1 protein-coding gene is annotated in these 233 nt (G+C 57.9%); it reads left to right on the top strand.

What is annotated here, in order from left to right; genetic code table 11:
- Positions 1–233 (top strand): hypothetical protein (locus tag RG959_RS24970; protein ID WP_342799384.1); only part of this gene is annotated, 233 nt, incomplete at both ends.

The raw sequence follows: 233 nt of genomic DNA, 5'->3' as shown, positions 1-233 counted from the left end.
CCGGGGAACAGTTCCTCGTTAATGCCCTTGCTGAAGCTATCGGGCGGCAGCGCATGCTGTACGCGGGCCAGCCGGGAAACACCAAGCGCACGAAGTTGTGGGATGAGTTTGGCTATCCAAACAGTCTCGAATTCGACCGCTACTACCGGGCCTACGAGCGCAACGCGGTGGCGTTTGCCGCCGTTCATAAGCTTCTTGATTCGTGCTGGGTTGATAACCCGACGATCATCGAC

This window comes from Domibacillus sp. 8LH (genome assembly GCF_038806185.1).
Taxonomy (GTDB): domain Bacteria; phylum Bacillota; class Bacilli; order Bacillales; family Domibacillaceae; genus Domibacillus; species Domibacillus indicus_A.
The sequence above is the reverse complement of the archived record's forward strand: the minus strand, read 5'-3'. Positions and strand labels throughout refer to the sequence as shown.